Source organism: Schaalia canis, from assembly GCF_003858455.1.
In the GTDB taxonomy this organism is placed as follows: Bacteria; Actinomycetota; Actinomycetes; order Actinomycetales; family Actinomycetaceae; genus Pauljensenia; species Pauljensenia canis.
Genome location: NZ_RQZF01000008.1, coordinates 13,139 through 39,518, shown reverse-complemented (window position 1 = coordinate 39,518; position 26,380 = coordinate 13,139). Strand labels below are relative to the sequence as shown.

Below are 26,380 nucleotides of genomic sequence, written 5' to 3'. Positions count from 1 at the left end.
CCTCACGCAGGATGAGCCCGACGATCTGAAAGAATACGACCATGACCTTACAACGTGCAGTTCCCGCTGGCAGTGGACGCCTACGTTCTTATGTGCTATGGTCCTTCTTCCTTCTCTTTGCGGCATCGCCCCTCTTCTCTGCGATAGTTCTGGTCATTGTTGACGCTGATATAGCGATCTCGTGGTGGGGGCGGGCCCACATGATCCTCATCAGTGCTGAGGCCCTCCTCGCCATCATGTACGGGCGGCGCCTGCTCAGTTACGCGCTTGACGGTACGCCGCTACCACGCTGGGTTCTCCCCACGATTGTCACACTCGGTGGGGCCTCGGCCCTGGCAGGCGGCCTCGTCAAGCAGATCGTTTCCGACCGTGAGAACGTTTTTCTATCAACCCTGCCGGTGCTCCTGCCTCTCTTGCTGCTGCTGTGGACATTGGCTTTGCTCACCTCGGCGCGCTTGAACTACATCATTGCTGGAGCAGTGGTGGGCATCGTCCTTCTCCACCAGGGCGTGAGTACCTACTCCCTTGTTGTCACAGAACCCCAGTATTGGGGTGCACGGATGGTCTCAACCGCTATTGCTACGACTTTCGCCGTGGCCCTGAGCGTGTGGAGCTGCCAGTGGACACTCTCCGTCACCCGAGCGGTGGATGCTCACGCCAAAGTTGACGCGGTGAAAGCAGATCTTGCTGCGGCGGAGGAACGCCTGCGTATTGCCCGCGATCTGCATGACGTCTTTGGGCGAACCCTAACGGCGGTAGCCGTAAAGTCTGAGTTAGCGGCAGCCCTGGCAGAGGCCGAGGGTGCTGAGCGTGCAGCCGAAGAATCCCGGCGTGTGCGCGCCCTGGCTGACGATGCCCTGCGTGAAGTGCGTTCGGTATTGGCCGAGTATCGCCGCCCTGAACTTTCTACGGAACTGAGCGGCGCCCACTCGCTTCTGACAGCAGCGGGCGTGCAGGTACGCATCATTGGCGAGGATGAAGCCTTGCCTCCCCCAGTCGCTGAGGGCTTGGCGCTTGTGGTGCGCGAGACGGCAACAAATATTGTTCGCCATTCTGAGGCGACGCGCGCCACCTTCCGCCTGTCCATTGAGGACCCCGGCGTGACACTCACAGTGACAAACAATGGAGCGCGCCCGATGACAAGCCAACACGAAGAAACGCCCGGATCAGGACTGGAAAGCCTGGCCGCACGGCTTTCCTCAATGGGGGGAGCCCTCACCTGGGAGCGCAAGGATGATACCTTCACTGTGGTGGCGCATATGGAGGGCGCGCAGGACATGCCTTCTGGGACGCGCAGTGGGATGCGCAGTGGGACGCCTGAAAGAAGGACACAGTCATGATTCGAGTCATTATTGCTGACGATGAGACCCTTCTTCGGGAAGCTCTCGAATCAATACTGGCGCTTCAAACTGATATTGAGGTGGTCACTGTGGCCGCTTCTGGCACCGAAGCGATCGCCCATATCAACCACCACCAGCCTGATGTGGCACTCCTTGACCTGCAAATGCCAGGAGCTGACGGCATTGAAGTGATTGAGAGTGTTCGTGCATCCAGCCCCACGACGCGCAGCATTATCCTCACCTCTCACGCCCGCCCGGGCCACCTCAAACGCGCCCTGGAAGCCGGAGCGCGTGGCTTTGTCCCCAAGACAACCTCGGCAAAAGTGCTGACCGACGTGATCCGTAAGGTTCACGAGGGCGGCCGCTACGTTGATCCTGAGATCTCTGCCGAAGCAATCGCCGCGGGGGATTCACCCCTGACCCCACGCGAGGCTGACGTCCTCGAACTTGCTGCCGGAGGCGCGCCTGTGGAAGAGATTGCCGAACGGGCGCACCTGAGCATGGGGACGGTACGCAACTACCTTTCCAGTGCTGCTCATAAGCTGGGGGCGCCTAATCGCCATGTGGCGGTGGAGGTGGCGCGCTCGCGGGGGTGGATCTAGGCGGCACCCTGTGGCGGGTGCGAATTTTATATGCCCTGTTTGATACTGTCCAGAGTCTTTCCGTGAGCTGGGAAAATGTGCAAAAGGGGCTTAGGTGTACCTAAGAAATTGGGACTCTTGGGCCTTGGGGAGTGAGTGACCAGCACCATAGGCTGGCGATGTCCATGCACACACCGTGCCCACTATCCCGCCAGAAGAACTGAGGTGTTCGAACAATGACGTATCGGATGATTTTCAACCAGACCGGCTACTTCGGCCGTGGTTCCATTGCCAACATCCCCCATGAGATCAATAAGCGAGGCATCACCAAAGCGTTTATCGTCACCGATCCCGCCCTTGTCAACAATGGCACTGTCACCCGCATTACCGACCTGCTTAACGAGGCCAACATTGCCTGGGATGTCTTCTCTGACGTCGTCCCCAACCCACCGGTTGAAAAGGTTCAAGCAGGCCTGTCTGCCTTCCGCGAATCAGGCGCCGAGATCCTTATCGGTCTTGGCGGTGGCAGCCCACAAGACACCTGCAAGGCCATCTCCGTGATCGCCACCAACCCTGAATTTGGAGATGTCCTCTCCCTCGAAGGCCTCTCGCCCACAAGCAAGCCCGGCGTGCCCATTATCGGCGTTCCCACCACCGCAGGTACTGCCTCGGAAACCACCATTAACTACGTCATCACCGACACCACCAACCAACGCAAGTTCGTCTGTGTTGACCCCCACGACATCCCCGTCGTTGCCGTTGTCGACCCAGACCTTATGGATGGCATGCCGCGCAGCCTCAAGGTCGCTACCGGTCTTGACGCCCTTACCCACGCCATCGAAGGCTACATCACGCCCGGCGCATGGGAGCTATCTGACGCCTTGTGCTTGAAATCCATCCAGATGATCGCCGCCAACTTGCGAGCAGCAGCCGACGGCGACCGTGACGCAGTGGAACAAATGGGCCTGGCTGCCTACATCAACGGCATGGCCTACTCCAATGTCGGACTCGGCCTCGTCCACGGCATGGCACACCCTCTTGGTGGCCGCTATGACGCCCCGCACGGACTGGCCAACGGTATCCTGCTGGCCAAAGTCATGGCCTTCAATGCCGACTACACCGGCGAAAAATACCGCGATATCGCCGCCGCTTTCGGTGTTGAGGGCGCCCACACCATGCCCCTGGATGAAGCGCGCCAAGCCGCCGTTGACGCTGTCGCGCAGTTGACCGTTGACCTGGGCAACCCCACGACGATCTCAGAAATTGGTGTCACAGAAGATGGCATTGCTGGTCTGACAGAGGACGCGTTCGCCGACGTGTGCACTCCGGGCAACCCTCGACCCGTCACCCGCGAGGACATTGAGGCGATCTACCGCTCACTCATGTGAGACCTCGCCTCGTTCGTGAGGAAAGTAAGGCGCTAGAAAGGGCGTGGCCTAACCGCAAGGGCAGGCCACGCCCTTTCGTATGTGCGAGTCCTCTCTTTGCGTGTCCGCGCGAGTGTGCTCGAAGCAGCGTTCCTAGCCGCGCGCACGCTCCTCGTTCAAAAACTCACTGCGATGCTCAAGGGTGTCGCAGCGAACGGTTATCCGTTTAAAGGTTGTCGCGCTATTGGTGGGTGTGCGATGCTCACTGAGTCCCACATAAAGCGTTGCTGTCTCTGCCTCCCAATGCAGGTGCATCTCATCTTCAAGGCCCTCGCTGGTGTCAACGATTTGCCAATCGTCAATGTGGTGAAGGGTCAAACTCCACGGCTGACGAACATAAATATCGCCGGTGTACCAGTCATCAAAGTAGGGATCAGAACTCGTCCACAATTCGCAGCCGTGCTCAGAAACGGGGGTGAGCCGTGCGTAGGAGGAAGAAAACGCAACAACAAGAAGACCGGCAAATCCGATGAACACCGTCGCCGTGCCCGCTGCGATGAAGACCCCAGCCCGCCAGATGAATGACCACCACGCCTGTACTCTGCTCGGCGGGATCGAGGTTCGCGCAGTGATAAGGAGATAGGTAGTGAACCAGATGCACACCGCAAGCGCCCCAAACCAGGCAAGAACCAGACTGGAACCGTCGGCAACAAAAAGCCCCAACATGAGGGGAGGGATCTCCACCTCGAAGGAAGCAAACCACAAGGAGATCTCACGAACAAGCGTGGACAAGCCAGGTACGTAGTCACCTAAAAACATGTCCAGGAAAGGTGCGCTGAGGATCAGCGTGACAATTCCCCAGCGCCACATTCGGGTACGTTCACGCCACGAGGGCGGGGAAGGGGCCTGAGAGTTTTCCTTCGAGGCATCCCCGTCATTGGAAGAGAGTGGCGTATCCGCTGGACTCCCAGAAAAGTCAGCTTCACCGTCCATCGAGAGTCCCTTCCGCTCATGCCTCCAGCACGGCTTTGTACGAGCCTCGCTTGTGAGCTACTTTACCGGCCTCAACAATCAGGCCGTGGAAGACTGCGAGTTCTTCGACGCTAAAAGCTGCCGCCTCAACATGCTTGCTCAGCGCGCGGCGGGCGCCCTCGTAGGTGGAGGGAACCGGATAGCCCAGATGAGTGAGCAGACGGCGCGCGTACGCATCCCAGATGAACACGGGACGCTTGTAGACGTAGAGAAGAATGTCATCAGCGGTCTCAGGGCCCACGCCCTTGACCGCCAACAGGCTCTGACGTACGGCCTCGTCCTCCATTGACGAGGCTAACGCGTGGTTGGCCCGAAACCACACAGTGACATTGTGCAGATAGCGGGCTTTAGCGTTCATGTAGCCCGCCGGACGAATCAGCTCCGCGAGAAGCGCGTGCTCAAGAGCAAGGACCCCCTCGGGATGCAGGTGCCCGCCCTCCTTCAGCGCCGCAATGGCGTATTCAACATTCCTCCACGCGACGTTTTGCGTGAGCACCGCCCCGACGACGATCTCAAAATCCGATTCCGCTGGCCACCACTGTATGCGCGGGAAGATGGCGGCAAGAGCCTCGTAAATTGAACGAAAAGAAGGAAGATCCATGCAGGAAGCGTCGGCAGAAGGAGGCACATCCAGGCCCGAACGATGCGGCACACCGGAAAATGTCGACGTCATACGAGCAGACTAAGCCGCCGGAGTGACGGTAAACAACTCAAAGGCCATAGCGAGTCCGGCAAGAAGATTGGCGCTTGCGTGAATGAACCAGCTCGGCAGGATGGACCCGCCAGCCAGGCGTTCGTTCACCATCCCCAGGCTCCACCCGATTGCGCCCGTAAACACCACAATCAGGAGCGTCGAGAAGAAAGGCAGCATCGTGAAAAACATGATGCCGTGGATAAGGCCAAACAGCACCCCTTGAAGGACATTGGCCCGCTGGAAAGTCATGAGCGTCTGGAAACGTTTCAGCAGGAAACCACGGAAGAAAATCTCCTCACCAAAAGCAGTGCCAAAGACAGCGAACACAAGGATTGCCGGAAGAGCCGCGTATCCAAGGCCCGCGAACTTGGATGCTGCAACAGGAGCCCCTGCCAACAGCCATTGGATGCCCACGCCCAGCGCAAAGGTGGCCACCACAATGAGGAAGCTCCAGGCAACAAGCGGAGCGCTGATCCGAGCAGGTGCGTGAAGGCCAATCCATGATCTAAAGCTGGTGTGCGTGCGCGCCAAAATGGCCCACAGTAGAAAAGGAAGCAGCGAAAAAATCAGCAGTTGAATGAGGGCGCCAACAACCTCAGAGAAAAACAGTCCCATAACAGCCTCCTTGCTGTAACGACAACCCGCAATCGGACCACGCCACACTGTGAACGTGACAAGACACTGGGCAACAAGACAGTTGGTGGGAAGGTCACTGGGCGGGAGGCGCCGGGCGGGAAAGGCCAAGGCGTAGACCGCCGGGCGGAAAAACACCCCGCGGAAACGGGCACTGAGTCGAAAGAATGGGTCGTCCTCATTCTAAAAGTGACGCTCGCCATTAGCCACAGGAACGAGGGGATAAAAGCCCAGGTGAAGGCGGAGAAGGGGAGGAAGATAATGTGCCCCGAACAGGATTCGAACCTGCGACCTTTCGCTCCGGAGGCGAACGCTCTATCCACTGAGCTATCGGGGCCAACGGAGCAACACTTTAGCAGGATTTAGCCGCGCAAGGTATCACGCCGCACTGCAGTATCGGACACGTCGATGCGCATATTGCCGTAGCCGGGCTACTTGTGGCGACTCTGAGCGCACAGATGTCGGATATTCCCGAGCAAAGGTGCACCACACGCGGGGCTATAGTCCAGGGGTCGCCAGCCTTCCCTTTTGGCATACTTATCAGCGTTACTGACACTATATCGACCCGAAGGAGGGTCCCTATGCGCGTCCATATCGCCACCGACCACGCAGGCTTCGAACTCAAGACCTACCTGGTTGAACACCTCAACGCCGCAGGCCACGAAGTCATTGACCACGGTGCCCACGAATACGACGCCCTTGATGATTACCCCCCCATGTGCATCGAATGTGGCGAGGCAGTCGTCGCTGATCCCGGTTCGCTGGGTATCGTCATTGGCGGTTCAGGCAATGGCGAACAGATCGCCGCCAACAAGGTCAAGGGCGTGCGCGCAGCACTGGCCTGGAATGACGCCACCGCCCGCCTGGCTCGCGAGCACAATGACGCCAATGTCATCTCCGTGGGTGCCCGCCAGCACAGCCCTGAAGAGTGCGCCGCCCTCGTCGATGCTTTCCTTGAAACCCCCTTCTCTGGCGATGAGCGCCATCAGCGTCGCATCGACCTGCTCTCTGACTACGAGGCCGACCGCTGACCCCATCCCTTCAGCGGTCAAGCAGCCCCGTGCTCTCGAAATCTCATGCAACCCCCTATGATTTCGATGACACGGGGCTGTTTTTACGTCAAGGAATGGAAACTCACCGCCTGAGGAGACTAACCTTTGGGTGTGACTCCTGAAGAACTTGCTGTACTCATCCGCTCCGCCCTGGAAAGCGCGGTCAACGTCGGCACTCTTGCCCTTGACCCCGCCGACATCCCCGACCCCGTCAAGGTCGAACGCCCCCGCAACCGTGACCACGGTGACTGGGCCACCAATATCGCCATGCAGTTGGCGAAGAAATCCGGCATGAACCCACGCGACTTCGCTACCGTTCTGGCTGACCTGCTTGGCGCACACGAGGGTATCGACGCCGTTGAGATCGCTGGCCCGGGCTTCATTAACATTCGCCTAGCCGCCGCATCCGCTGGCGAACTCGCCCGCACCATTGTCGAAAGCGGCTCCGATTACGGCACGAACTCTTCCATGGCTGGCACCCACATCAACCTCGAGTACGTGTCAGCTAACCCCACCGGCCCCGTCCACCTCGGCGGTGCACGCTGGGCGGCTGTCGGTGATTCTCTGGCTCGTCTCATGCGCGCCTGCGGCGCCGAAGTTACCCGCGAGTACTACTTCAACGACCACGGCTCGCAGATTGACCGTTTCGCCCGTTCCCTCTACGCCCGCGCCCTGGGCCAGGAAGCACCCGAAGACGGCTACGGCGGCCAATACATTGCTGACATTGCCGAACGCGTCCGCACTGACGCTGCAGCGGCCGGAGAACCTGACCCCATCACCTTGCCCGAAGAGGAAGCCATTGAAGCCTTCCGCGCTCGCGGCGTGGAGCTAATGTTCGGTGAGATCAAGGAACGCTTGAGTTCCTTCCGCTCAGAGTTTGACGTGTTCTTCCACGAGGACTCCCTGCACGAGTCGGGCGCTGTGGATCGCGCTATTGCTACCCTGCGTGAGCGTGGTGAGGTCTTTGACGAGGGCGGTGCCGTTTGGCTTCGTACCACCACTTACGGTGACGATAAGGACCGCGTCCTCATTAAGTCTGATGGTCAGGCAGCCTATTTCGCTGGCGACGTCGCCTACTACCTGGATAAGCGCGAACGTGGTGCAGATAGTGCCATCTACTTGCTGGGCGCTGACCATCACGGCTACATCGGCCGCATGATGGCCATGTGTGAAGCCTTCGGTGACACTCCCCAGGTCAACATGCAGATCCTTATTGGCCAGATGGTTAACCTCGTGAGGAATGGCGAACCCGTGCGCATGTCTAAGCGTGCCGGCACCATCGTCACCCTTGATGACCTGGTTGATGCTGTCGGCGTGGACGCCGCGCGCTACGCCCTGGTGCGAGTCTCGATGGACTCTAACCTGGATATTGACCTTGACCTGCTGAGTTCTCGCACGAATGACAACCCCGTGTACTACGTGCAATACGCTCACGCCCGTACCTGCAACGTGGCGCGCAATGCTGCCGAGCACGGGGTAAACCGCGAGGCTGGCTTTAACCCTGCAGCTTTGGATAGCCCGGCTGACGCCGACCTGCTTGGCAAGCTCGCTCAGTTCCCCGCGCAGGTCGCCCAAGCCGCTGAACTGCGCGAACCACATCGCGTCGCCCGCTATCTTGAATCCTTGGCAGGCGCCTACCACGCATGGTACGGCCAGTGCCGAGTGACCCCGCGTGCGGACGAGGCCGTCGAGGAATCCCATGTTGCTCGCCTGTGGCTGAACGATGCCACAACGCAGGTGCTGCGTACGGGCCTTGATCTGCTTGGCGTCGCAGCTCCCGAAAGGATGTGACAGGTGAGCGCACCCTCCGCCTCTGAATCCACTTCTCCTGCTGACGCGCTGCCTGTGGGTGCCCTCGTGTGCCCCGAACCCGACCAACGGCCAGACCTGTGGCCGTGGACAGTCATGCGACGCGAAAACGGTGCTTTGGAACTTGGAGGGTGCGCCCTACCTGAATTTGCCGAAGAATACGGCACACCCATCTTTGTCATGGATCGTGCGGACCTGCGCGGACGGGCTAATGTCTGGGCCACCGCCATGGCTGAAGAGTTCTGGGACGGCTACGGCATGGCCGGAGGCGACGCCTTCTACGCGGGCAAGGCCTTCCTCTGCGCTGACGTCATCCGCACTGTCAGCGAGTGCGGTATGGGCATTGACACCGCCTCCTTGGGGGAACTCACCCTTGCTCTGCGGGCTGGGGCTGAACCCCGCATGGTGGGCTTGCACGGGAATAACAAGACCGACGTCGAAGTAGAAACAGCCCTGAACGCGCTCAACGCTGCTGGTGAGCGCACGGGTATTGCCCGCATCTTCCTTGATTCGCCCTGGGAAGTCACCCAGGTTGAGTCCATCGCCGCGCGGCTAGGCGTTGTTGCTCCTGTGATGGTCCGCGTTAAAACCGGCATCCATGCAGGGGGCAACGAGTACATTGCGACCTCCCACGAGGACCAAAAGTTTGGGGTTTCCGTTGCTGGCGGCGAGGCTATTGCCGTGGCTGAGGCGGTGTTGGCCAGCGAGCACCTGGAACTTCGAGGGTTCCACAATCACATTGGCTCACAGATCAATGGCACCGAGGCTTTTGAGGCTGCCGCACGTATTGTCATGGACTTGCGTGCCGAGCTCGCGGAACGTACCGGTGTGTGCGTGCCCGAGATTGATCTTGGCGGGGGAGTGGGCATCGCCTACACAGGGGCGGACCCTGAGCCGACCTCGCCGGTTGTGGTCGCCCGCGCATTGGCCACCATCGTTCGCGAAGAATCAGGGGCGGCTGGCCTGCCTGTTCCCCATGTCTCTGTTGAGCCCGGCCGTTCCATTATCGGCCCGACTATGGTGACCCTCTACCGTGTGGGGGCCATTAAGGACGTCATCATTGACGAGGGCGGCACGCAGCGTCGCTACGTCAGCATTGACGGGGGAATGTCAGATAACATCCGACCCGCTCTCTACGGCGCTCACTACACGGCGACCGTTGCCAACCGCCATGTTGAAGGCCCGCTCATGCGCTGCCGAGTGGTGGGCAAGCACTGCGAAAGCGGTGACATTGTTGTTCACGATGTTGATTTACCCGCCGATCTACGTGCCGGTGATCTGCTGGCCGTTCCAGCAACGGGTGCTTATGGGCGTTCAATGGCCTCAAACTACAATCTGCTAACCCGCCCCGGGGTTTTGGTCGTGGAGGAAGGGCAGGCACAATGGGCACTGCGTCCTGAGACACTTGAGGACATCTTCGCTACGGATCCTTGCCTGCGTTGACGGTTACGCTTGAGGGCGGCTCATGTCGCTGCGGGGAGTAGCAACGTTCAGAAGTCCTCGGAGAAATGTAACTTTGCCCACGATGTGGATAGCGTCACCGCTGGTCGAAGCATTTTATTTACCGTGTGGTAACGGCATATTGCCGAAGATCACACGACGAGCGAAAGAATGGCGTGATGAAGCAAACCCGTCAAAGCCAGTCCAAGAGATGGATGCGTTCGGTGATTGTGGGCGCATCGGCACTGAGCGTGCTGGCACTGCCCAACGTCGCCCTTGCAACCTCACACGGGGATAGTCCTGCCTCCGTTGCGGACGCTCCATCCTCCACTGTGGATAGTCCCGCCTCCGCCGAAAGTGCCGCCTCACCTGCCGCATCCCCGGCCGATGCCCAAGCGAATAATCTCGCACAAAGTGGGGACTCAGGTGACGCCCCCACTGCCTCTACGCAGGCAACCTCAGCCATCATTTCCGCGCCGCGCGCAGCCGACGGTGAGGTAATGAACTACGCCGTGAACCTTGCTCCTGAGGCAAGCGCTGAACAGCTCGCTCAGCTCGTAGCAGCCGCGAAAGCTCTGGGCGCTGCAACCCTGGCTGAATACCCCGATCTTGACGCTTTCTTCGCCCAATCCGCGAAGGCAGCCTTTGCTTCGGACCTGAACGCGGCAGCGCAGCAGGCAGGAATCCCCCTGCACTCTGTTGGCCCAACCCGTTTCGCCCAGGTGAGCGGTGCCGAACGCGTCGTTTCTGACGCTGCGGCAGCAGGCGGCAACGGCGCTGGCGGTGGCGGAGCTGACGCTGACTCTCAGGTGGATGACTATGTGCCTGACCCGCAGACCGCGCAGGCGTGGGGTCTGACCGCAATCGGTGCTGTTGAAGCACAAAAAGTTGACGTCCCCCGCGCCAAAGCCACCGTCGCTGTCCTCGACACCGGTGTTGATGGCACCCATGTTGACCTTGACGACCAAATCGACGTGGAAAACTCTGTCGGCTGTCACGTCAATGGCATTCCCAATAACTCCCGTGAAGCCTGGCAGGATGACCACTACCACGGTACTCACGTTGCTGGCACCATTGCCGCTGAACACAATGGCCAAGGCGTTGACGGCGTCGCTCCCGGTGCACGCATTATGGCGGTAAAAGCCTCGAACGCCGAGGGCTTGTTCTACCCCGAGTATGTCACCTGCGGTGTGATGTGGGCTCTGGCTAAGGGCGCTGACATCACGAATAATTCCTACTACGTTGACCCCTGGTCTTTCTGGGTGCCCACCGAACCCTCACAGGCTGCCGGCTACGAGGTCGTCCGCCGCGCCTTCGACTACACGAACCAGCAGGGACTGCTGCACGTCGTGGCAGCGGGCAACTCAAATTACGACCTGGACAACCCCACTACTGAAAGCTCTAGCCCTAACGACGTTGAGGGCGCTGCGATCAAGGATCGCGACGTGAGCAGTGGCGTTGATATTCCCGCAATGCTTGACTCTGTCGTTACGGTCTCCTCTGTTCGTCTTCCCGCACGCGGGGCAGACCCTGCCACGGCCGTCTTCCAACGTTCGGGTTTCTCGAACTACGGTGAAAAGCACATTGAGGTGGCAGCCCCTGGCAGTGCAATCCTGTCAACCTTCTCTGCTCTACACGGAGGTGGATGGCGAAGCATCAGCGGTACCTCAATGGCCTCGCCTCACGTTGCCGGTGTTGCCGCACTGCTCAAGAGCATCCACCCTGATGCGAAAGCACCACGTTTGCGTGAACTCTTGCTCAAGCAAGCAGGGAACACAATGGATCGCCTCGCACCGGACGCAAGCGCCAAGGCCTACCAAGGACGCGGACTTGCCAACGCACTTGACGCTGTCACAAAGGACCAGCCCACCCCCGTTATTGGAGAACTCGAATACTCCATTGACGGTGGCAACACCTGGCAGCCAGTTGGAGCTGAATACAACGTCAATCGGGCACAGAAGGCACGCCTGCGCGTGGCTGTGACCGGCCCTGTCACAAAGGCGTCACTGCAGGTCTTTGACTTCCCTGCTGTGTCTGCACAAAGCGCTGAGCCTTTTGGTGAAGACCTCGTGCTCGCCACTGAAGAACTCGCTTTAGCTGACGCGCTTGCCGCCTACGATGGCGAGTTCCTCTCCATCCCCGTGACCATCAGCGCTGAGGGGCGCAATAAGGACCCGCGCGCCGATGACGACATTGTTGACGAGGGCAAACTGGCTCTAGTGAAGAAGGAAGTTGTCCCCCACCCCGAGGATTTGAAGGTCGAAGTATCAGATGCGTCGATCGTCGTCGGGAACGCAATGACCTTCACTGCCTCAGGCTTCGCTATCGGTGAGGAAGTGACCTTCACGGTCTACTCTGACCCCGTTGTCGTTGGCACGGTGGCAGCCGATCAAGAGGGGCGCGCGTCCATCACCTGGAATGTTCCGGTTGATTTCCCCGCAGGCACGCATACGGTCAAGGCCGTTGGAACGTCGGGACGTGCCGCTGAAATGACCTTCACTGTCAAGGACGTGTCCACTATCGTTCCACCCACGAGCAACCAGGGTGGCACTGACACCACACCTCCGCAGAAGGATTCGGGCGCGCCGAAGGGAAGCGAGAAGGACTCCGACACCTCGGCTGGCACTCATACAGGCAAATCTGCTGACGCCGCTACCCAGAAGAACGCAGGAAAGGCAAAGGGCTCTGGTTCCCTTGCCGCAACCGGCGCTCAGGTGACGGCTCTTGTCACCATCGCAGCAGTCGTTGCCCTGGCTGGCGCAGCGGGTATTGCAGCTCGCAAGCGGAGCTGAAGCACTCAGCTAAAAAGTGGTGGCCCTTGGGGAAGCGAATTCGCTTCACCAAGGGCCACCACTGTGACAGGAAACAGCGCCTTAATGCCCCGCGGAAGGACTCAAGCGTAAGAGGGCATTAGGCGGTGGTGTACAAGGAGAGCAGGCGGGCAACCTCGTCAGTGACATGAGCTCGGCCTGGTCCAACGTATTTGCGTGGGTCAACGATCTTCTCGTCCGCATTGAGGATCTCACGCACAACGCCGGTGAACCCCACATTGAGGTGGGTAGAGACGTTGATCTTGGTCATGCCCGCCTTAATAGCAGCCACCATGCCCTCATCAGAGACGCCCGAGGAGCCATGCAACACCAGGGGGACAGGAACAGCATCACGAATAGCGCTAATAAGCTCAGTATCGAGCACAGCGCCGCGGGTTGTCATGGCGTGAGAGGAACCGACGGCCACAGCGAGTAGATCCACACCTGTGTCAGCAACGAAGGCGGCAGCATCTTCAGGGTTCGTGCGCGCCGAGGGGTCGTGCACGCCGTTCTTTCCCCCAACCTCACCAAGTTCAGCTTCAACAGCAACACCCGCAGCATGGCAAAACTCCACCACAGCAGCCGTGGTGTCACGGTTCGTCGCATCATCCAAATGGGAGCCGTCATACATGACCGAGTTAAAGCCCAAGTCGACTGCAGCCTTGCACAGGTCAACGCTTTCGGCGTGATCGAGATGGACAGCAACGGGTACGCTCGCCTCATGAGCTAGGGCCAGCAGTGCAGCACCCAGTGGCGCGATCTTCCCACCGTGATACTTAATGGCATTCTCTGAAAGCTGGAGGACGATAGGCACACCGACGCGTTCAGCAGCCTCAACCTCAGCGTGAGCGAACTCAAGGAGCACCACGTTGAAGGCACCAAGACCAACCTTGGCGGCTGCGGCTTCGGCAGCCATCTGGCGAATATCGACAAGAGGCATCAGTAGGACTCAACTTTCACTAGAGGGAGCATTTCTTCATAAAGATCGCGGTCAACTTCGCCCGCAACGGGGCAGGCGACAGCCGCCCCCGAAAGAGCAACAGCTTGGGGCAGGGCATCGGCAAGAGCAGCCGCAGTCATTGGACCGTCGTAGGAGGAAAGGAAAGCACACCATGCCGCCACCGAGGCATCCCCAGCACCCGTAGGATTTCCTGCAACTGAGCGAGCGGGAAGCGCGCGGAAGGCTCCATCGTTGCCATGAACGCTCATGCCGCGAGCGCCTTCTGACACGATCACCACACTCACCCCGTCGTTCAGGAGAGTGCGTGCGCCTTCTTCGACACTGTCCTTCCCCGTTGTCTGACGGAGTTCAATGTCATTGGGCTTAACCAGGTCAGCACCAGCGTGGCACGCCGCAGTTAAGAGGTCACCACTGGCATCAACGAGGATGCGTGCGCCGGCCTCGTGGACGGTACGGATAATCGCTTCAATCCAGGTAGGGGAGGAGTCCCCTGGGAAGGACCCGCAGCAGGCAACGATGTCACCGGGGCGAACCTTTTTGGCAAGGAAGTCGCACAGGCGTTCCCAGTCTGAATCCTGTGGGGCGATTCCCGCTTCATTGAACACGGTCGCGTCCGAATCGACAACCGCGATACTCATGCGCGTTTGCATATCGGTGTCGATAAAACAGGGGCGGAGCAGGTCAGAAGGGGCGCATTGGGTGAGCAGATCTCGAAAAGTGCTGCCGTTGCTGCCTCCAAGGAATCCTGTCACGCAGGACGCATACCCGAGTTGAGCAAGGACGCGCGCCACGTTAATACCTTTACCGCCGGGGCGTATATCAACGTGGTCGACGCGATGGCTATGCCCGTAGTTCAAGGCAGGCACCCTGTAGGTGAAATCAAGGGCGGGGTTGGGGGTGATGGTCCAGATCGTCGTCATGCAGACGTCTCCTGTGCTGCTCTGGTGAGGCTATCGCGGCTGCGTTTTTCCGTTATTGTCCGAGAAGGTCGTGACATTGGAAGGCGCTCAGCGCTGCCCCAAGAACTTGGGAGCGTGAGCCGAGGGTGGCGGTCATGACCGGAGGTGGGGGGATGATGCCTAGGGCAAGGCTTAGTTCCATTTCAAGGTGATCGCAAAGGGGGTCGCCCTCATTTGCTAGGCCGCCACCCAGAACAACGGGAATGGGGCCAAATGCTGCCAGGGCGGGGGCGATACCGTGGGCAAGGGCGCAGATTGCGTCGTTGATGATGTCTTGCGCGTCCTCATTACCTGCGCCGGCAAGAAGGTAGACCTCTGCGGCGCCGGCGTCCTCTCCTACGAGGTCTGCTTCGATGGCCCGCTTGGCAATAGCGGAGGCACTGCTGACCTGTTCAAGGGGTAAAAGGGAGCCTTGGCGTTGAGGATCGGGGACGGGCACCTGACCGATTTCACCTGCCCAGCCGTGTGGGGCTACAGGCGCGCCATTGATAACCAGAACCGAGGCGATACCTGTGCCGATAGCAATGTAGAAGAAGTTGGGTAGGGCGATGCCCCAGTGGGATTCAGCTTTGGCGCCGTTGCGAACGTCGTGGCCAAAGGCAACGGATGTGCCCAGTGCGGCTTCAAAGTCGGCGTGGGCTCTCCAGTTTTCCCAGCCGAGATTTGCGGAAAACTCGGCGATGCCGCGTTGTTCGTCAACGATGCCGGGTACGTCAACGCCGATGGTGCTGATGAGTTCATCAGGGTGGATAGGGCCATTAACGCCTTCAAGGTCACCGGCGTTGACGCGGTCACGCAGGGTGGTGACCAGGGTGGAGCATGCGGAGGTGATGGCTCCGGTGGAGTGGGGAGTGTCCATGCTGATCGAGTCGTATATTCGCGCATTCTCGCCGATGAGGGCCGCTTTGATGGTGGTGCCGCCTACGTCAATGCCGATCGCGTATCGCATGGTGTACTCCTCAAATGTATGGATGGGATAGGGGTATGAGGAAGATGAACGCCTTCGCGGCGTACACGCTGAGTGTGGCACGCCGCGAAGGCTCTGTAAATCAGGCGTCGAGAATTACCGAACGGGTGAGGTGGCGGGGGGTGTCGGGGTTGAGGCCGCGCGCCTCTGCCCGGGCCACAGCAAGGCGTTGGGCGATGATGAGGTCAGCCATGGGATCAAGGTCAGAGTGAACGAACTCTGCGCCGGTGGCGCCAACTTGTTCTTCGAGGCCTTCGGGAACTTCACCGAATGCCCACACGAGTCGGCCAGGTTCAGCAATGGAGATCGGGCCATGACGGTACTCCATGGCGGAGTAGGCCTCGGTCCAGGATTGGCTGGCTTCACGCAGTTTCAGGCCAGCTTCGTTGGACAGGCCGATGGTCCAGTTGTAGCCAAGGAAGGTGATCTGAGTGGCTTCTACCCAGCGCTGGGGGATCTCGACTTCAAGAGCAGTGCGAGCATCCGCAATGGTCTGGGTCAGATCCTGGCCAAGGTTAAGGCGGAAGTATGCGAGGGCGGAGGTGGCAAAGCGCGTCTGGACGACGGATTCTTCGTCCGCGAAGTCAAGGACAATCTCGGTGTGAGCGTAGGGTGAGGCGGGGCCAGGGGAGACTGCGGTGATGAGGGTAGCGGGGCGGCCGGCCTCGTGGAGTTGGCGCATGACGTCGATGATCTCGGTGGTGGTGCCAGAGCGAGAGAGGCAAATGACGTGATCGTAGGCGCGTTCAACGGGGAACTCGGTGGCGGTGAAGGCATCGGAAACGCCCTTGCCCATGCTTTCGCGCATGCGCGTGTAGGCCTGGGCGATGAACCATGAGGTTCCGCAGCCGACGACGGCGACAGAGTCTCCGTCGGCAACGAGGGGGGCTGCGTCGGCGGCACATTCGACAACGCGGGTCCAGACCTCGGGCTGGGAAGCAATTTCGGCGCTGGTAATGCTCATGAGGGGCACCTTCCTTGTGGGCGATGTGGTCAATAACGAGAGCATCTATTGACTAAACATGATTACAGATAGACTGTATCAATCAGTATTGATCGTTAGTGTACTCTGTGCAGTGACACTTTCACCACCAACTACGCACCACTGTTTTCACATTCTCCCCTTCACGTCCACTCCTGACGCACAATAGGGAAGAAAACGGGCAGAAAACATGGGAAAGGAGAGCTGCCGTGAACCGCCAAGACCGACTCTCGGCACTGGCCCATCTGGTGATGGAACGTGGCACCCTGCGCGTCGAAGATGCTGTCGAAGAACTCGGCGTATCTCCAGCAACTGTACGCCGTGACCTCGACACACTGGCCAACCAACAGCTCATCATGCGCACCCGTGGCGGTGCTAGCGCCAACCCCTCCAGTGGAGAACTGCCCCTGCGCTACCGCTCAGGCGCACAATCAGATGCCAAACTCGCCATTGCCCGCAGTGCTGCCGCAATGGTTGCCCCAGGCGACGTCATTGGATTCAACGGCGGTACAACCACCACCTTGACCGCCCACGAAGTTGGCCTACGAGTCAGCGCAGAAGAAGACTTCGAAAATGACGGCATCACCCTGGTCACCAACGCCATCAACATCGCCAACGACCTTGCTATTCGCCCCGGAGTGCGCGTCGTCGTCACAGGCGGGGTCGTGCGGGCACGCAGCTATGAACTGACTGGACCTCTCTCCTCCCTCATCCTGCCGCACATCTCCGTTGACACGCTCTTCCTGGGAATCAACGCTCTTGACCTGACGCACGGCCTCTACACCGACCACGAGGGCGAAGCCCAAGTGAACGCCGCGCTCGCCAGTGCAGCCCGGCGCGTCGTCGTCGTTGCCGACTCAGGAAAAATCGGACAGAGCGCCTTTGCCAAGATTGCCCCACTGACAGCAGTATCGGCCGTCGTCACCGACACCGGCATCTGCGATGAACACGCCCACGCCCTACGAGAACACGGGATTGAGGTCGTCATCGCCCCCGCTCCCTAAAACCAACCCCCATCCCCTTCTTTCCTTCCTTCATTCCCCGCCTTTCATTTCCCGCGAGTTCAGAGGAGAACCCATGACAACCCACGGCCGCGTCACACTCCCCATCGAAGTTGGTATCGATGAGGACGTGAAAAAACTGATGCAGCAACTCGGCGCCGATGCGGTGCGCAACTCAGATGGCACCCACCTGCCCGACCTCGTTCACGAACTCGCCGCAAAGGTCTACTCCACCTACTTCCCCGCACGCGGTGACCAGGAATGGGCCCTCGACAACCCCGACACCACCATCCACCAATACCTCCAGTCCCCCCGCACCCCAGCACTGGGAGGCGACCTCGTCATCGACATTATGGAGGGCTACCTCACCGAACAATTCGCCCCCAACACCCAGGTTGACCTCGCCCGATACTGGCAGGTCATTGACCGCACCACCGGACGCACCCTGGCGCGCGAGGAATGGGAACTCATTGACGACAGCCATGTGCGCATCCTCGCACCCGAACTAGGCCACCTCTACACCGTCAACTTCCTCGCCCGCCAAATCTGGGACTCCACCCAGATGTACAACTACATCACCAATAACTGGGACGATGACCCCACCCGCCACCAAGAACGCCCCTACGATGTACGCCTCCCCAAGGTGTGGGAACGCGTCCGCAGCGAACTCGACCGCTGGCTGGCTGAGCACGACGAAATTGACGTCGTCCGTTTCACCACCTTCTTCTACCACTTCACCCTGGTATTCAATAACCAACGCAAAGAAAAGTACGTTGACTGGTTCGGGTACTCCGCATCCGTCTCCGTCGAAGCTATGGAGGCTTTCTACGCCGAATACGGCTACCGTCTGACCCCTGAGGACTTCGTGGACGAGGGCTACTACAACTGCTCCTTCCGCGTGCCCACTAAGGCATTCCGCGACTGGATGGACTTCCAAAACCGCTTTGTTACCTCCCGCGTGCGCGAACTCACCGATGCCGTCCATGCCGCAGGCAAAGAAGCAATGATGTTCCTCGGGGATAACTGGATCGGCACCGAACCCTACGGGGAGCGTTTTGCTGAAACAGGCTTGGACGCCGTCGTTGGCTCCGTGGGCAACGCCGCAACCTGCCGCATGATCTCTGACATCCCGCATGTGCGATACACCGAAGGCCGTTTCCTGCCCTACTTCTTCCCCGACGTGTTCAACCCGGAAGGCGATCCGGTGGGGGAGGCCAATACCTCGTGGATGGCAGCCCGCCGCGCTATCGTACGCTCCCCGCTCGACCGAATCGGATACGGCGGCTACCTCTCTCTGGCCATCCAATTCCCCGAATTCGTTGAACGCATTACCCAGATCTGCCAAGAATTCCGCGACATCTACGAGGCTGCTGCCGGAGAGCGCCCCCTGGCAGCGCCGGTGCGCGTAGGCGTACTCAACGCCTGGGGCAAGGTGCGTTCCTGGCAGACCCACATGGTCGCCCACGCCCTACCGTTTGAACAGACCGAGGCCTATGTGGGTGTACTCGAAGCGCTCGCGGGCCTGCCTTTCGACGTCGAGTTCATGTCTTTTGATGACATCCGAGCAGGGGTGCCCGAAGGGATTGACGTGCTCGTGAACGTCGGTGAAGCGGGAACAGCCTTCTCGGGCGGAGCCCACTGGGCCGATGTGGAGCTGCAATCAGTGGTGCGTCGCTTCGTCGCTGACGGCGGCGGCATTATTGGTGTGGGAGAGCCCTGTGCCTATATCGCGAACGGTGCAGTGAACCAACTGTCAGATGTCTTTGGCGTTGACCAAGAACAGTCCTTCTCTTTGTCGACAGACCGTTACCCGACGCGCGCCGAAGAGCATTTCATTATGCAAGGTGAAGGTGGAGCAGCGCTGAGGCTCAATGCTGCGGGGGGCTCGCGTTTCTGGGTGCCGGTGACTTCCAGCGTGGAGGTGGTGGCCTCTGAAGGAACGAGCGTGCATGCAGCAGTAAATGCGTACGGCCAAGGGCGCTCGGTCTACCTGGCTGGTCTGCCCTTCAGCCAGGAGAACGCCCGCATTTTGGCCAGGGCGATTTACTGGGCGGCGCGAGCTGAGGACTCCTACGAGGCCTCCATCCACGCTGAAGATCAGCGTGTTGATGTAGCCAGCTACGCCGATGGAGCAGTCTTTGTCTACAACTCCTCCATGGAGACGGTCTCCACCGTGCTGCATGGTGTGCCGCAGGAGAAAGCTGCGGTCACTTTGGAGCCTTTGGGTTCGCTGTGGTTGCGTCCCTAGTGTGATGCGCGCCTGATGGCGTGTGAGTAACGGTGGTGGGGAAGCGTGTTTTCGCGCTTCCCCACCACCGTTATGTGATTGTTATGGGCAAATTGTCAGCCGAGGATGAGATTTATCGATTATGCGCGCTAGTATGGGTCTGCAATCAGAATTAATCATTTCTGATCCTCGAAGGAGAGTGACTTCATGTCGAAATCGACCTCAATGACGAAGGCCGTAGCACTGTTCGCTACCGCCTCCATCGCAACAATGGGCCTGGCAGCCTGCTCATCCTCGGAAACCCCTGCAGCCAGCAGCGGTGACACCCAATCAGCCACTGCAGCTCCTGAAGCTGCAGGCGATGCCATCGAAATCGAATACCTCCACCGCCTGCCTGACGGCGACGGCATGGTCAAGGTAGACGAAATCGTTGCACGCTGGAACGAAGAGCATCCCGACGTTCAGGTCAAGGCCACCAAGTTCGATGGCAAGGCCCTCGAAATGATCAAGAAGCTCGAAACCGACATCAACGCCGGGGCAGCCCCCTGCCTCGCCCAGCTTGGCTACGCCGAGGTTCCCGCCTTCTTCACCAAGGGCCTCGTCGAAGACGTCACCGCCGAAGCTGAAAAGTACAAGGACAACTTCTCCGGCGCCTACTCCCTCATGTCCGTGGGCGGTAAGGTTGTCGGCCTTCCCCAGGACACCGGCCCCCTCGTGTACTTCTACGACAAGGCCGAATTCGACGCCCTCGGCCTGAAGGTTCCGACCACCCTCGACGAACTGAAGGAAGAAGCAAAGAAGGCAGCCGAAAAGGGCAAGTACATTCTTGACTTCGAGGCAGACGAACCCGGCTACTGGCTTGGTGGCCAGGCTGTCGCCGCCGGTGACACCTGGTACAGCGCCAAGGACGACAAGTGGAATGTCACCATCGAAGGTGAAGGCGCAAAGAAGGTTGCCGCATTCTGGCAAGAACTCATCGACGCCAAGGCAGTCCTGACCTACAACCGTTGGGACGACGCCTACTCCAAGGCCCTGGTAGACAAGACCCTCATCGGCAACATCGGTGCCGCATGGGAAGCAGGCTTCATGCTTGATGGCGTCGTGCCCGAAGGCGAAGACGGCACCTGGCAGGTCGCACTCCTGCCCGACTTCGGCACCGGCAAGACCGGCCACGACGGTGGCTCCGGCGTAGCCGTCCTCAAGGGCTGCGCACACCCCGCAGAAGCAATGGAGTTCAACAACTGGTTCAACACCCAGACCAAGGACCTGGCCACCCAAGGCCTCGTCGTTGCAGCAAAGGGTGAGGTTGTCACCTCCGACAAGATCAAGAAGCAGTTCGGCGGCCAGGACGTATTCGCAGAGCTCGCAAAGGCCAACGAAACCCTCGCAGACTTCGCCTTCATCCCCGGCTTCCCCGCAGTGGCTGACGCCATGGTGGAAACCGCAGGCAAGGTAGTCAAGGGCGAAGGCAAGGTTGCAGACATCTTCACAACCGCTCAGGAAGCATCGGTGAAGACCCTCAAGGATCTCAACCTTCCCGTTGCAGAGTGAGATGACCATCTCCTGATGAAGGGGGCATCCGCCTCACTGAAGCGGATGCCCCCTTCATCATCCCCTTTCCTTCGTCTCCTCACGAGGTGCCAAATAGCGCACCCCGAGGAAACGACCACTACAGCGTGAACACTCAGGTGACATCGTGAATGCACACACACAACACGGCAAGGGCGAGGCGCACGGCGCATCCTCCACTACCGGAGCCCCAAGCACTCACTCGCGACGGAATAGGGAACGGCGCGAAGCACTAACGGGATGGGTCTTTATGGCACCCTTTTCCCTGGCCTTCATCCTGGTTTTCCTCGTCCCTATCCTCGTCTCGATATACTCATCCTTCTTCAAGCCCCTCAGCACAGGCGGCGGCCTCTATGGCGGCGGAGAACTCACCAATCAATTCGTTGGCCTCGAAAACTACCACGACGTCGTCACCAACCCCGTGTTCTGGCAGGGCATCGCGCGCGTCATCGGCTACACCATCGTCCAAGTGCCCATTATGATCCTGTCAGCACTGGCGCTCGCCCTCGTCCTGGACTCCTACCTCACCCGCCGAGTCACCATCTACCGCCTGGGATACTTCCTTCCCTTTGCTATCCCCGGCATCGTTGCGGCCATGATCTGGCTCTACCTCTACACCCCTGAGATTTCACCCCTGGTATCCACCCTGCGCGCAGTGGGCATCGACATTGACTTCTTTGGCCAGTACACCGTGCTTGCCTCCATGGCGAATATGACGACATGGACCTACACCGGCTACAACATGCTGATCTTCCTGGCTGCACTCCAAGCCATTCCCACCGAGCTGTCCGAGGCCGCTCGCATTGACGGAGCAAGCGGATTCCAAATCGTCACCAAGGTGAAGATCCCCATGGTGCGAGGAGCCGCCCTCCTGGCTGTCTTGCTCTCCATTGTGGGCACCATCCAGCTCTTCAATGAGCCCGCCGTCATGTCTCAGGTGGCCACCTGGATGGGACCGGCCTACACGCCCATGATGATGGCCTACAACACCATGATGGGCACTCTGACACCCTCAGGGGATGGACCCGCTTCAGCAGTATCCATCGTGATGGCACTGATTGCAGGCGTCTTGGCTATGGCTTACGCCCTCATCGACAGGAAGTTGGACAACTAATGGCATCGGCACACTCAACACTTCCAGACGGGCGCACATACACCCCCTCCATTGAGGGAATGCCCATCCGATCGGTTGCGCCCTCCTCAGCAGCTCGCTGGCTGACCGCCGCCATCTTGCTCATGGCCCTGGTGTACTTCCTCTTCCCCGTCTACTGGGTCATTGTCGCCTCATCCAAAGACACCGGCCAGCTTGCCTCGACAAACGGCTACTGGTTTGCCGACCAGATCAAATACCTCGAAAACTATGCTGCTTTGATGGCATGGACGAAGGGAAACTTCTGGCGCTGGGTGCTTAACTCCTTGCTGTACTCAACGGTGGCAGGCGTCGTTGGCACACTGATCTCCGTCATGGCAGGCTACGCGATGGCAAAGTTTAACTTTCCCGGAAAAAACCTGGCCATGGGCGTCATTATGGCTGGGCTGCTCATGCCCATCGCCCTGCTGACCATCCCCATGTACCTGGTCTTTCACAATCTCGGCCTGACCAACACGATGCTGGCAATCATCATCCCCTCCTGCGTGAGCCCCTTTGGCGTGTTCCTCGGAAGGGTCTACGCCCAGTCCTCCGTCCCCACGGAACTGATCGAGGCAGCCCGCATTGACGGGGCCAGCGAAGCGCGGATCTTCTTCACCATGGTGCTGCGCCTTCTCGCGCCCGCCATGGTGACGATCTTCCTGTTCATCTTCGTAGCAACCTGGAATAACTTCCTTCTGCCCTTGATGATGGTCTCTTCGGACACGCTCAAGCCCGTCACCTTGGGCTTGTACGGCATGATGACCTACTTCGCCCCCGAAAAGGGTGCCGTCATGCTGGGTGCACTATTGGGTGTTATCCCGCTGATTGTCCTCTTCCTGGGCCTGCAAAAGTACTGGCAGTCCGGCCTGGCTGCTGGCTCGGTGAAGGGCTAGGCCGCGTAGGTCGACACATCGCTCTGATGGGGCGTGTGAGTCCGGCAGTATCTGCTGAACTCACACGCCCCATCGGCATCGGGCAGTCCTATGTCTGGCGAGGCTTTGCCCGCGAGGTCGGCGCCTCGCTGAAAGGATCCTCCGGCCAGGGATGCTTGGGGTATCGGCCGCGTAGCTGGGCGCGCACCTGCTGGTAGGGGCCCGCCCAAAAAGACGCAAGATCCGCAGTGACAGCGACAGGGCGACCCGCAGGATCAAGCAGGTGAATAAGAATCTCTCCACGCCCATCAGCCCAGGTGGGGGTGGCTGTCCACCCGAAAGCTTGTTGGACCCGTAAAGAGAGCACAGGACGCCCCGAACTCCAGTCCACCTCTCGCGTTCCCCCAGCAGGAATTGGCAGGCGCATTGGAGCAAGATCATCGAAACGTGCCGCCTCCGGCCAGGGCAGAAGCCGATGCAGGGCAGCCTCACAGTCAACGCTGCTCACTGCCGCACCCGCCGCTAGGCGATCACAGTCAGGCCCTAACCACCCCTCGTAGGTAGCGGCAAGGGCCTCGTCACTGACATCTGGCCAGGGGGAGCCGATAACCTCATGCAGGGCAGATAGGCGGGCGCGCAACTGTCGAGCAGCGGGCGACCAGTCGAAAAAATCAACGCCCTCACGCGCAAGAGCCTGGGCAAGAGCCTCGCGCGCTGCCTCGGGAGGGCACCGGTCAAGCTGACGGTGGCGAAGCTCTATCGCGCCCAGCATCTCGCGTTCACGGGCGCGCAGACGGCCATTGTGCCACTCTGTCACAACGTCACGGCGCAGCAATGCAGAAGCTGTCTGGCGGGCCAAAGCCTCGTCAGCAGGAATCGCTGCCCGGATGAGGGCATCGCGTGAACCGGGGGCACGCCCAAGGGCGGTGACGACCAACCACTCAGTTCCCTCCAGAGGGCCAGCCGACAGGGAGCCTTGAGGGGAAGACGTGCCTGCACCACCAGGGGCAGGAAGGCGGGCCCCCAGGCCACAGGCAAGCAGATAGTGGTGACTATCGGGGCGCTTGCGCGCTATCCAGCCCGGCCAAGCGTAGGCCCCAAGCAGAGCAAGGTCAGCATCGAAATCCTGGGCTGGCGTCGCTGAGGAAGTTGCGGAGGACGTCGCTGAAGGGGAAATGGCGGCATGGCGTTGCATAATCGCCTTCAGGCGTTTTTCGCTCTCTGCAACGGCCGCCGCACTACGGGCCTGCGTGAGGGATCCTGAACTGTCGCGGCCACGAGTCCTGCGAAGAGCGCGGGCCGCTGAACTGAGATCAGCCCCCTCAGGGCGGAGTTCCTCTGACAATAGAGCAACCGCCCGAGCCGTGCGGTCCACCCCGATCATCCGTGCGCCATGTTCGCAGGCATTTGCCCACGCGGGTTCGAGAGGATACGCCACGAGGCGCCGCCCGTGCTCGGTAATACGCCCCTGAGAGTCGCAGGCCCCCAAAGCAACGAGCCTTTCCAGAGCGGCAGTAGTCGTCCCCTCAGAGGGGCGATCCAGCAGGGCGAGGTCCTCCCACGCCGGGGCACCCCACGCTCGCGCCTGAAGCAGGGCGTCAGTGATGTCGGCAGACAGAATCTCTGGCTGAGAATGAGCGGGCCGCTTCGCCCACTCCACGTGATCGGCACAACGCACGACCACGCCCGGCCCCAGGCGTGCAGCGCGGCCAGCACGCTGAGCGCCTCGGCCTCGTGAAACCGGGACTGTCACCAGCGCATCCGCACCCGTCATTGCCTCGACGCGCGGCTCACGTGAAAGTCCCGCATCCACGACGACGCGCACACCGGGGACCGTCAGCGAGGATTCGGCCACTGCAGTTGCCACAATAATGCGGCGCCGACCGTCTGCGTGCGGGGTGAGGGCGCGGTCTTGCTCAGCGGGGGAGAGGCCGCCATGCAGAGGAAGGATATCGACGCTACCCGCCCCATGGGACGAGGAGACAGCAGAGGCGAGGGAGTCGCTGACCTCGTGAATCTCGCGCACACCAGGAACAAAGACCAGAACGTCGGCAGCCCCATCCAACCCGCTGGTCTTTTCCAGAGTGCGAATAGTCGTGTCAGCGACGTGACGAAGGAAATCGCGCGCAACAACGAGTTCCCCTCTGGCCGAGGTCGTCATTGCCTGGACGCCGCGTGGAGGTGGCGCCCACTGTTCATCCAACGGGTAAAGCGGGACGGGCACATCGACATGTTCGACGTCCCCAAGCCACTGGCGAAAAAGTGCACAAGTGCGTTCAACATCCAAGGTGGCCGAGGTAACGGCAAGGAAAAGATCCTCACGTAGCGTAGCGCGCACATCCATGCTGAAAGCGCAGGCCAAGTCAGAATCGAGGTGGCGCTCGTGGAACTCATCAAAGAGGATTCCTGCCACCCCAGGGAGTTCAGGATCAGCGTGGAGGCGGCGCAGCAGTAAACCAGGCGTGAGGAACTCAATGCGGGTAGCGTCGCTCACTGTGCTGTCGCCGCGCACGGAGTAGCCGACGCTGCGGCCAATGTCTTCGCCAATGAGGCGTGCAAGACGCCGGGCAGCCGCGCGGGCGGCAATCCTGCGCGGTTGGGTGACCAGAATCCGCGAGGGCGGGGGTGAGGACAAGGGTGGGCCTGCAGAATTGTGCGTATTCAGTGCGGTCGGGGCCAGGCAGGTAGCGAGCAGTGGAGGTAATAGCGTTGTCTTACCTGAGCCAGGTTCAGCCGTGACCACGAGAGCGCCCCCAGGGACGCACAGGGGTGCGATCTGCGGGAGGGCCGCAGCGACAGGTAGTGCCGCAAGGCTGGCCTGCTGAGGAAGACCGGCCTGTGTGGGAAGATTGGCCTGTGTAGCGCTCTGGTGAGCGCCGAGAAGCTGAGCACTGAGAAAAGGCGCGCAGAGGGCCGCAAAAGGCTCCGCAATGAGAGGGTTCACCGATGAAT

The 26,380-nt window shown here is 60.1% G+C and carries 20 protein-coding genes and 1 tRNA gene; 12 read left to right on the top strand and 9 right to left on the bottom strand.

What is annotated here, in order from left to right:
• Nucleotides 1–41 precede the first annotated feature (41 nt).
• The 3 genes from EII11_RS07700 to fucO all read left to right on the top strand — a co-directional run bounded on the left by EII11_RS07700 (nucleotide 42) and on the right by fucO (nucleotide 3,309).
• On the top strand, nucleotides 42–1,340 hold the full coding sequence (locus EII11_RS07700; RefSeq protein ID WP_124871071.1) for a sensor histidine kinase: 1,299 nt from the start codon (nucleotides 42–44) through the stop codon (nucleotides 1,338–1,340).
• Entirely contained in the window at nucleotides 1,337–1,942 is a 606-nt protein-coding gene (locus EII11_RS07695) for a response regulator transcription factor (protein ID WP_124871068.1), read from the top strand. The genes EII11_RS07700 and EII11_RS07695 overlap by 4 nt, the downstream gene beginning before the upstream one ends.
• A gap of 215 nt (nucleotides 1,943–2,157) precedes the next feature.
• The gene (fucO, locus tag EII11_RS07690; protein WP_124871065.1) at nucleotides 2,158–3,309 is read left to right on the top strand and encodes a lactaldehyde reductase; all 1,152 of its coding nucleotides are present in this window, start codon (nucleotides 2,158–2,160) and stop codon (nucleotides 3,307–3,309) included.
• Nucleotides 3,310–3,441: 132 nt separating this feature from the next.
• On the opposite strand, the gene EII11_RS07685 is transcribed toward fucO, so the two are convergent.
• From EII11_RS07685 to EII11_RS07670, 4 genes are all read right to left on the bottom strand, one after another.
• Entirely contained in the window at nucleotides 3,442–4,281 is an 840-nt protein-coding gene (locus EII11_RS07685) for a hypothetical protein (protein ID WP_124871062.1), read from the bottom strand.
• A 16-nt stretch (nucleotides 4,282–4,297) separates the two neighbouring features.
• Entirely contained in the window at nucleotides 4,298–4,993 is a 696-nt protein-coding gene (locus EII11_RS07680; RefSeq protein WP_240623106.1) for an endonuclease III domain-containing protein, read from the bottom strand.
• A 9-nt stretch (nucleotides 4,994–5,002) separates the two neighbouring features.
• Nucleotides 5,003–5,629, bottom strand: coding sequence for a CPBP family intramembrane glutamic endopeptidase (locus EII11_RS07675; protein ID WP_124871059.1), 627 nt, complete (start codon nucleotides 5,627–5,629; stop codon nucleotides 5,003–5,005).
• 282 nt (nucleotides 5,630–5,911) lie between these two features.
• A tRNA-Arg gene (locus EII11_RS07670) sits at nucleotides 5,912–5,984 on the bottom strand.
• 244 nt (nucleotides 5,985–6,228) lie between these two features.
• On the opposite strand from EII11_RS07670, the gene EII11_RS07665 reads away from it, so the two are divergent.
• The 4 genes from EII11_RS07665 to EII11_RS07650 all read left to right on the top strand — a co-directional run bounded on the left by EII11_RS07665 (nucleotide 6,229) and on the right by EII11_RS07650 (nucleotide 12,740).
• Nucleotides 6,229–6,678: a ribose-5-phosphate isomerase gene (locus EII11_RS07665; protein WP_124871056.1), complete on the top strand. Its 450-nt coding sequence runs from the start codon at nucleotides 6,229–6,231 to the stop codon at nucleotides 6,676–6,678.
• Nucleotides 6,679–6,810: 132 nt separating this feature from the next.
• Nucleotides 6,811–8,490: an arginine--tRNA ligase gene (gene argS / locus EII11_RS07660; RefSeq protein WP_124871208.1), complete on the top strand. Its 1,680-nt coding sequence runs from the start codon at nucleotides 6,811–6,813 to the stop codon at nucleotides 8,488–8,490.
• Between the two features lie 3 nt (nucleotides 8,491–8,493).
• A complete protein-coding gene (gene lysA / locus EII11_RS07655) occupies nucleotides 8,494–9,951 on the top strand; it encodes a diaminopimelate decarboxylase (RefSeq protein WP_240623105.1) in 1,458 nt (485 codons plus the stop codon).
• Nucleotides 9,952–10,127: 176 nt separating this feature from the next.
• Nucleotides 10,128–12,740 (top strand): S8 family serine peptidase, encoded by a 2,613-nt coding sequence (locus tag EII11_RS07650; RefSeq protein WP_124871053.1) that lies wholly within the window; start codon nucleotides 10,128–10,130, stop codon nucleotides 12,738–12,740.
• Nucleotides 12,741–12,858: 118 nt separating this feature from the next.
• Here EII11_RS07650 and EII11_RS07645 read toward each other — a convergent pair whose 3' ends face one another.
• From EII11_RS07645 to EII11_RS07630, 4 genes are all read right to left on the bottom strand, one after another.
• Nucleotides 12,859–13,698 (bottom strand): class II fructose-bisphosphate aldolase, encoded by an 840-nt coding sequence (locus EII11_RS07645; RefSeq protein WP_124871050.1) that lies wholly within the window; start codon nucleotides 13,696–13,698, stop codon nucleotides 12,859–12,861.
• A complete protein-coding gene (locus EII11_RS07640) occupies nucleotides 13,698–14,639 on the bottom strand; it encodes a 1-phosphofructokinase family hexose kinase (protein ID WP_124871045.1) in 942 nt (313 codons plus the stop codon). The genes EII11_RS07645 and EII11_RS07640 overlap by 1 nt, the downstream gene beginning before the upstream one ends.
• Nucleotides 14,640–14,691: 52 nt before the next feature.
• Nucleotides 14,692–15,627: an ROK family protein gene (locus EII11_RS07635; RefSeq protein WP_124871042.1), complete on the bottom strand. Its 936-nt coding sequence runs from the start codon at nucleotides 15,625–15,627 to the stop codon at nucleotides 14,692–14,694.
• Nucleotides 15,628–15,727: 100 nt separating this feature from the next.
• A complete protein-coding gene (locus tag EII11_RS07630) occupies nucleotides 15,728–16,609 on the bottom strand; it encodes an SIS domain-containing protein (RefSeq protein ID WP_124871039.1) in 882 nt (293 codons plus the stop codon).
• A gap of 227 nt (nucleotides 16,610–16,836) precedes the next feature.
• On the opposite strand from EII11_RS07630, the gene EII11_RS07625 reads away from it, so the two are divergent.
• From EII11_RS07625 to EII11_RS07605, 5 genes are all read left to right on the top strand, one after another.
• Nucleotides 16,837–17,631, top strand: a complete 795-nt coding sequence (locus EII11_RS07625; RefSeq protein WP_124871037.1) for a DeoR/GlpR family DNA-binding transcription regulator — start codon at nucleotides 16,837–16,839, stop codon at nucleotides 17,629–17,631.
• A 73-nt stretch (nucleotides 17,632–17,704) separates the two neighbouring features.
• Complete coding sequence (gene gnpA / locus EII11_RS07620; protein WP_124871034.1) at nucleotides 17,705–19,876, top strand: 1,3-beta-galactosyl-N-acetylhexosamine phosphorylase; 2,172 nt, start codon at nucleotides 17,705–17,707, stop codon at nucleotides 19,874–19,876.
• Nucleotides 19,877–20,062: 186 nt separating this feature from the next.
• Nucleotides 20,063–21,406 carry an ABC transporter substrate-binding protein gene (locus tag EII11_RS07615; RefSeq protein ID WP_124871031.1) on the top strand — a complete coding sequence of 448 codons (1,344 nt, stop codon included), beginning with the start codon at nucleotides 20,063–20,065 and terminating at the stop codon, nucleotides 21,404–21,406.
• Nucleotides 21,407–21,674: 268 nt separating this feature from the next.
• Nucleotides 21,675–22,538 carry a carbohydrate ABC transporter permease gene (locus EII11_RS07610; protein WP_124871028.1) on the top strand — a complete coding sequence of 288 codons (864 nt, stop codon included), beginning with the start codon at nucleotides 21,675–21,677 and terminating at the stop codon, nucleotides 22,536–22,538.
• Nucleotides 22,538–23,449 carry a carbohydrate ABC transporter permease gene (locus EII11_RS07605; RefSeq protein WP_124871025.1) on the top strand — a complete coding sequence of 304 codons (912 nt, stop codon included), beginning with the start codon at nucleotides 22,538–22,540 and terminating at the stop codon, nucleotides 23,447–23,449. Before EII11_RS07610 ends, EII11_RS07605 begins: the two co-directional genes overlap by 1 nt.
• A gap of 88 nt (nucleotides 23,450–23,537) precedes the next feature.
• Here the strand turns inward: EII11_RS07605 and hrpB are convergent, their stop codons facing one another.
• Complete coding sequence (hrpB, locus tag EII11_RS07600) at nucleotides 23,538–26,372, bottom strand: ATP-dependent helicase HrpB (protein WP_165867112.1); 2,835 nt, start codon at nucleotides 26,370–26,372, stop codon at nucleotides 23,538–23,540.
• Between the last annotated feature and the right edge of the window lie 8 nt (nucleotides 26,373–26,380).